Here is a 7,380-nt window from a genome sequence, read left to right as displayed (position 1 = left end):
GTCGGACAAGGCCGGTGGGTTCTGACCATGGCCGGCACACTGATCGACGCCGACCGTATCGCTGAAGCGGTCGCCGCCGCACACGCCCAGCACGAGAAGAACAGCGGCGGCGAAAATGCCAGCTATATACCGGCTTTGGCCGAAGTCGACTCGGATCTTTTCGGAATATGCTTGGCGACCGTCGACGGCCAGACGTTCACGGCCGGCGATGCCGACTCTGAGTTCGCCCTGGAGTCGATCTCGAAAGTTTTCACGGCCGCGCTCGCGATGGAGCAAGTGGGCCCGCTGGAATTCCACGACAAGGTCGGGGCCGATGAGACTGGCGCGGCCTACAATTCGGTATTGGCGATGGAATTGCACGAAGACCGGCCGATGTCGCCGATGGTCAACGCGGGGGCGATGACGGCGACCAGCTTGGTGTCGGCCAGCGACGCGGACGACCGCTGGCACCAGATCCTGGCGGTGCAAAGTGATTTCGCCGGTCATCAGATCACCATGAGCGACAAGGTAGCCGAATCCGAGCGTGCCACCAACTTTCACAACCGCGCGATCGCCTGGCTGCTGTTGTGCGGCGGATACATGTACTGCGATCCGATGGAGGCCTGCGACGTCTACACCCTGCAGTGCTCCACGCTGGTCACCACTGTCGACCTGGCGATCATGGGCGCGACCCTGGCCAACGGTGGTGTCAACCCGCTCACCGGCAAGCGGGTCGTCTCGCGGGTCAATGTGCCGCATCTGCTGGCGTTGATGTCGATGGAGGGCTTGTACACCCGCTCCGGCTCCTGGGCCTACACCGTCGGGCTGCCCGCCAAAAGTGGCGTCGGAGGCGGCGTGGTCGCGGTGTCGCCGGGCAAGCTGGCGATCGCCGCGTATTCGCCGCCGCTGGACGAGACCGGCAACAGCGTTCGCGGGTTGGCGGCGATCACCCAGATCACGCACACCCTCGATCTGGGGCTTTTCAACACCTAGCGACTTTTCAACACCTAGCGGTGGGACGCCGGGGTGCGGCGATCCTGGTCGTGCCGGCCCGTGCGGGGGCGCTGCCTGGGGCGGCGTCGCTGCTGGGGCCGCTGGGCCGGTTGCGCGTTCACCGGTCTCGGGGCCGGCGCCTGGTAGGGCGCGATCTCGCCGACCAACGCGGCGACGGGCTCCGAGGCGGCGGTCACCTGCTGCGGCCGCACGGCGATACCGGCCCGGCGCAGCAGCTCGTTGGTGTCGCGGCGTTGCTCGGGCAGCACGACGGTGACGACGTCACCCGAGCTGCCCGCTCGCGCGGTGCGCCCGGAGCGGTGCAGGTACGCCTTGTGCTCGGCGGGTGGGTCGACGTGGACCACCAATTCCACCTCGTCGACGTGCACGCCGCGCGCGGCGATGTCGGTGGCCACCAGCACGCGGGCTGCGCCGGAGGAGAACGCGGCCAGGTTGCGGTCGCGGGCGGGTTGAGACAGGTTGCCGTGCAGATCAACTGAGGGCACGCCCGCCTCGGTCAACTGTCGGGCCAGCTTGCGAGCCTGATGCTTGGTGCGCATGAACAGGATTCGCCGCCCGGTGCCAGACGCCAATTGGTGCACCAATGCCTGCTTGGCGCCGGCACTTTCGACGTGGAAGACGTGGTGGGTCATCTCCGGGACCGGCGAGTTGGCCTCGTCGACGGAGTGCATGACGTGGTTGTGCAGGAATCGCTTGACCAGCTTGTCGACGCCGTTGTCCAAGGTCGCGGAGAACAGCAGTCGCTGACCGGTCGACGGTGTTGCCGCCAGGATGCGGGTGACGCCGGGCAGGAAGCCGAGGTCGGCCATGTGGTCGGCCTCGTCGAGCACGGTGACCTCGACGGAGTCGAGCCTGATCAGCCGTTGGCGCATCAGGTCTTCCAGCCGGCCGGGGCAGGCGACGACGATGTCGACGCCGCCGTTGAGCGCGGATTCCTGACGGCTCTGCGAGACGCCACCGAAGATCGCGGTGACCTTCAGGCCGTAGCTGGCAGCCAGTGGCTCTAGCGCCGCGGTGATCTGGGTGGCCAGTTCGCGGGTGGGGGCGAGCACCAGGCCGGTCGGCTGCTTGGGGCGACGCTTGGCCGTTGCGAGCCGGGCTACCAACGGGATTGAGAAGGCCAGCGTTTTGCCGCTGCCGGTCTTACCGCGGCCGAGCACGTCGCGGCCGGCCAGTGTGTCGGGCAGGGTGTCGACCTGGATCGGGAAGGGCGCGGTGATTCCGCGCGCGGACAGGTTGCTGATCAGTCGCTCGGGCACGCCGAGTGCAGCAAAGGACTCAGAAGTCATGTGGTGTGGTGCCTTTCAGGCATCGGGGTGTGGCGAGATTGCCGGTGGGCAAAATCGATCGCCGCGAGAAAGCTGAGAATGGATTGTCGGAGCAGTCCACGACGTGTTGGCGTGTGAATAACTGCCAACGTTGTGTAACCATAGCTCACGGGCTGCACATTGCGATCATCGTGTGAGCAACGCCACCTGCGCTAGACCATATCGTTGCGGGTCAGCCACTGCATCACCGGCCAGCCGATGCATACTGGTAACCAGCAGGTCAGCACCCGATACAGCAGCACCGACGGCACACTCACGGCCGCCGGAACTCCGAAGGCTGCGAGCCCACCGATCAGCGCGGCCTCCACGGCGCCGACCCCGCCCGGAGTGGGGGCGGCCGAGGCCAGTGTGCCGCCGACCATCGTCACCACGGTGACGGTGACGAACGACACGTTGCCGCCGAACGCCTCCACGCTGGTCCACAGCGCCAGTGCCGCACCGAGAGTCGTTCCGGTGCAACCCAACACGATCAGCGCCATCCGCTTGGGTTCGCGTGCGACCTTGATGATGTCGGTGATGATCTCCTTGAGTTTCGGAGTCACCGCCGTCGAGAGCCAGCGTCGCAGGTTGGGCACCAGCAGGGCGATGCCGATAATGCCCAGTGCCACACCGGCTATCAGGTAGATCATGGTGGACTTCGGTACGAAGTGCGACAAGTTGTTTGCCGATCCCGCGGCGGTGCTGAAGAAGATGAGCAGTATGACGTGCATGATCACCTGCATCGACTGCTGCAGCGCGACGGCGGTGGTGGCGCGCGTCGTGCTGAGCCCGCTCTTCTGCAGAATCCGGGTGCTCAGCGCCAGCCCGCCGACGCCGGCCGGGGTAGTGGTCGCGGCGAAGGTGTTGGCGACCTGTGCAATCGACAGCCGCCAGAAGTTCACCGATTCGTCGGCGCTGGCCCACAGCGCGGCGGCGGCGCCGATATACGTCGACGCCGAGATGGCCAGGCCCAGCAACGCCCACCACCAGTTGGCCTTACCCAGGGCGTTGAAAAATGTCGGCACCGTGCTGATGAACGGATAGGCGACGTACACCAGGACCCCGAGCAGGATCAGCTGGATGAGTTGGCTGCGGCTGAACCGGGTGACCGCTTCCGGTTGGATTTTCTCCGCACCGGTCTGGTGCATGACCGCCGCGCGACTGCGGTTGATCACGGCTTTGGCGTCCTGGACGGAATCCCGGATATGTTTCGGTACAGCAGTTTTGGTGAGCCGCCGCGACGCGGTCAACACGGCTTCGCGGCCGAGCGCTCCGATTGCCGCGGTCACGGCCTCGTCGGCGCCGTAGAGCGCGGAGGTCGTCAGCAACAGCTGGGCGATGTCGGCCTGCAGTTGGTTGTCGGTGGCGCCGTATTCCGCGCTGCCGAACCCGCCGAAGAACACCGCCCCGTTGCTGACGGTGATCTGGTTGTCGCGCAGGTCACCGTGGGCGATCTGGTGGTCCTGCAGCTTGCGCAGCGACTCCCACACCTCGGCCACCGGGGTCGAGGTATGGCACTTCTTCAGCGGCTCGCCCCGAATCCGCTTGTGGGCATACAACGTCCAGCCGCGGTCCAGGGTGCCGACGGCGATCGTCGAGGTATTGGCGATGCCCAGTTCGCCGATCGCGATGGCCATCAGCGCCCGATGCTCGACCGTGCGGCGCATCGACGGCTGCAGGGGGGCGGTCTCGCTGTCGCGCAGCCGCAGAATCCGCCACGCCTGCCGCAGCGCGCCACCGCTGCGTTGATGGGGGCCATACATCTCGACCACGGCGTTCTCGTCGGGGTCGTCGGTGACGGCCGACAGCACCAGCGGTCCGGGCCCGGCGGGCCGGACGACGCGAAGCTCCTCGACCGCGAACCCGCGCTTGGCCATCGCGCGCACCGCTCCGTCCAGCGGGACTTCCAAGGCGGGGGTGCCGCTGACCAGGATCACCAGGGCACCGACGAACCAGCCCACCGCGATACCCAGCAGCGAGCGGGCCGGCACCACGGCGCTGACGACCAGGTGTATCGGGATGAACGCCAGCAGCAGCGTCCACCACCAGTGCCGCCAGCGCGCCGGCAACCACGGGCCCGACACGGTGAGCACCGCGGCGAGCATGGCGATCCAGCGCGGGTCGTCCAGGAATTGCGACAGCACGGTGCGCAGGCGGTCGTTGAGGTCGAAGTGCCACCGCGGCGCCGCGATGCCCGTTCCGCTGATCGACAGCGCGAGGATGGAGAGCAGCGCTGCGGCGGCGTAGGGAATCAGCAGCCGCCATTGCCGGGCGATGATCAGGCCGAACAGGATCATGAAGGGCAGCGCCAGCACCGCGAGCCCGTACACCAGGTAGACCACGTCGGACTGGGTCGGCGTGAGCACCCCGACGAAGCGCGAGATCGACATCTCCAGCCCGTCCCAGCGGGTGCGGGTGATCACCGAACTGGTGATCACGATCGCCAGCAACGCCCCCGACAGCGCGACCCGCAGCATGTCATTGGTACGACGAGTCAGGGGCTGCAGCAAGCTGCCGTAGACGCTGACTTCGCGACCATCAACGAGCATGCTCCGAGCAACCTCCGGCCGGCGGGTGTCAGCGTTCCGCCGACAACATAACCGGTGACCTCGCCAGATGGCCGGATTGCCGGGCCGCCGTGCTTGCTTCGACGCCGTCATGAGTCACAGCTGTCACCCGCGCCCCAGATTCTGGGCACTGAATGCTTTTCGAAAACGTGACCATATGCGCTATCACCCGCAGGCTGCCGGGATTCACAGCGGTCATCAAGCCGGCTCACGTACGTTCGGATTATGACAAGAACTGACAACGACTCCTGGGAAATCACCGAAAGTGTGGGGGCGACCGCGCTGGGCGTGGCGTCGGCCCGGGCAGCGGAAACCGAGAGCGCAGACCCCCTGATCCACGACCCCTACGCGCGGATGTTCCTCGACGCCGCCGGCGAAGGTGTGTGGAACTGGCACTCCGCTCCGGAATTGCCACGCGAGGTGGTCGAGGCCGAGCCCGAGTTGCCGCTGCAGATGGAAGCGATGGTCGGCTACATGGCCTCCCGGACCAAGTTCTTCGACTCATTTTTTCTCACCGCGGCCAACCACGGCATCAAGCAGGCGGTGATCCTTGCGGCGGGCCTCGACGCGCGGTCGTGGCGGCTGCCGTGGCCGGACGGCGTGACGGTCTACGAGCTCGACCAGGACCGGGTGCTGGACTTCAAGCTCGCGACGCTCACCGAGCACGGCGCGCAGGCCGCGTGCAACCGCAAGGCCGTCGCGGTCGACCTGCGCCACGACTGGCCGAAAGCGTTGCTGGAAGCTGGTTTCGACCCGTCGCAGCCCAGCGTGTGGTCGGCCGAGGGGCTGATGCCGTACCTGCCGAACGCCGCTCAGGAATTGCTGTTCGAGCGCATCGACGAACTCGCCGCTGCCGGTAGCCGCGTCGCGGTCGAGGCGCTCGGGCCGAGCTTCCTCGACGAGGAGCTGCGGGCCAAGCGCCGCGAAAGGATGGATCGGGTTCGCGACGCGCTGGCCAAAGTGCAGCCGGATCGTGAGGTTCCGCGCACCGACGAGCTGTGGTACTTCGAAGAGCGCGAACCGGTCGGCGAGTGGTTTGCCCGCCACGGCTTCGACGTGACGGTCACCCCGGCCGCCGAGCTGATGGAAGGCTTTGGTCGCGCCGCCGACACGAAAGTCAAAGACCTGGTGCCCGGCAACGAATTCGTCTTCGCCAGAAGGTCTTAGCCGACCGGCTTGACCGGCGGGATGTGCCACGTCCCGTCCAGGATCGACGGCTTCTTTCCGGTGGGCCAGTACAGCCGCAGCATCAGCGAGAACCGGTCCCTGGGCGCGGGCAGCCAGTTGGCTTCCTTGTCCGGGCCGGGGGAGTCGGCCTGCAGGTAGAAGTCGGTGGAGCCGTCCGGGTTTTCGACGAACGTGTCGCGTGCGCTGAGCGTGTAGCGGTTAAGCGGGTTGTCGACGAAGTAGTAGTCACTGCCGTACATGGTCAACGACCAGAATCCGCGCGCCGGCGGCAGCTGGCCCTTGTCGAAATGCATGGTGTATTTCGTTGTGCCGCTGTATTTTTGCTTGCGATCAGTGCTGTCCGAAGTCAGGTAGACGGCGTCTTCGGGCAGGTTGGCGCCGACGCCGACCTCGGTGACGAACGCTCGCTGCCGGTAATTGGTCCCGTAGCTGCCGGCCTTGGTGGTGTAGGCCCAGCCGTTCTTGGAGACGAAGTCACCGGCCGTGACACCGTCTTCACGCCATCCAGAGATGGTGTCCTGACCGAGTTTTGGCGCCATCGTGATCCCGGTGCTGATGGCGGTCGGCAATTTCGACGGGTCGAAATCCTGCCCGGGGACGACGCCGATGCGGGCCAGCTTGGCGACCATCGGCGCGTCGGCCTCGGCTGGCGGGTTGGTCTTGAGCAGTCGGGCGAACAGTGTGAAATACTCTGGTCCGCCAAGGGCATTGACCTGTTTGCGGGCCGGCGTCACCATGTCGACCGAAGCGGTGAGTGGAGCCAGCGGCGGCAGGTAGGGCGTGCCGAAGGACGACAGCGGCGTCGCGGTGATGCCGTCCTGCAGCCGGTGCACCGCGTCGTAATCCTCCGGGGTGCCCGAGCAGTAGATGCGACCCAGCAGCCACACCAACGCCGTCGGCGACTGGTACTCCAGCACACCGGGCGGAAGGGTGCCGTGCCAGTTCGGTCCGGTGATCGCCAACGTCCGCGGTTTGCCGCCGCCGTTGCGGGTGCCCGGCGAGGCGAAGACGTTGGTCCAGGCGTCCAGCATCGGCAGCAGGAAGTAACGGTCGCCCATGTCCGGAACCGTGACGATCCACGGCTCCTTCGACACGTCGAACCAGGCCTGGGTGTAGAGCGTGTCGGCGTTCGGCGCGGGCGTGCTGCGGTTTGCGGCGTTGGGGAACGTGCGCAGTCGGGCGAACTGGCCCATCGGAGCCTTGGTGCCTTCGGGAGCGGGGACGTTGGTGAAGCTGCGTCGGGTGTATTCCATCGTGACGAGTGGATAGGCGTAGGCGTACGCCTCGGTCGCGATGTCGGTGGCCTCGGACTGCGACAAGCCGGG

At 66.6% G+C, this 7,380-nt stretch carries 5 protein-coding genes; 2 read left to right on the top strand and 3 right to left on the bottom strand.

The genetic code is table 11. The annotated features are described in order from the left end of the window. Positions 1-972 (top strand): glutaminase A (glsA, locus tag AC2VOU_RS15645; protein WP_486958196.1); only part of this gene is annotated, 972 nt, incomplete at its 5' end. A gap of 14 nt (positions 973-986) precedes the next feature. On the opposite strand, the gene AC2VOU_RS15640 is transcribed toward glsA, so the two are convergent. Both AC2VOU_RS15640 and AC2VOU_RS15635 read right to left on the bottom strand, forming a co-directional pair. Continuing rightward, a complete protein-coding gene (locus AC2VOU_RS15640; protein WP_486958195.1) occupies positions 987-2,282 on the bottom strand; it encodes a DEAD/DEAH box helicase in 1,296 nt (431 codons plus the stop codon). Positions 2,283-2,473: 191 nt separating this feature from the next. Further along, positions 2,474-4,849 carry a flippase-like domain-containing protein gene (locus AC2VOU_RS15635; RefSeq protein ID WP_486958194.1) on the bottom strand — a complete coding sequence of 792 codons (2,376 nt, stop codon included), beginning with the start codon at positions 4,847-4,849 and terminating at the stop codon, positions 2,474-2,476. Between the two features lie 243 nt (positions 4,850-5,092). Between AC2VOU_RS15635 and AC2VOU_RS15630 the strand changes: the two genes are divergently transcribed. Then, positions 5,093-6,034, top strand: coding sequence for a class I SAM-dependent methyltransferase (locus tag AC2VOU_RS15630; RefSeq protein WP_486958193.1), 942 nt, complete (start codon positions 5,093-5,095; stop codon positions 6,032-6,034). On the opposite strand, the gene AC2VOU_RS15625 is transcribed toward AC2VOU_RS15630, so the two are convergent. Next, positions 6,031-7,380: DUF1254 domain-containing protein (locus AC2VOU_RS15625; protein WP_486958192.1), on the bottom strand; the 1,350-nt coding region annotated here is incomplete at its 5' end. The two genes, AC2VOU_RS15630 and AC2VOU_RS15625, sit on opposite strands and share 4 nt — an antisense overlap.

It is taken from the genome of Mycobacterium sp. TH-M25 (assembly GCF_057473665.1).
Note: the sequence above shows the minus strand (reverse complement) of the source record. Positions and strands in the feature narration are given on the sequence as shown.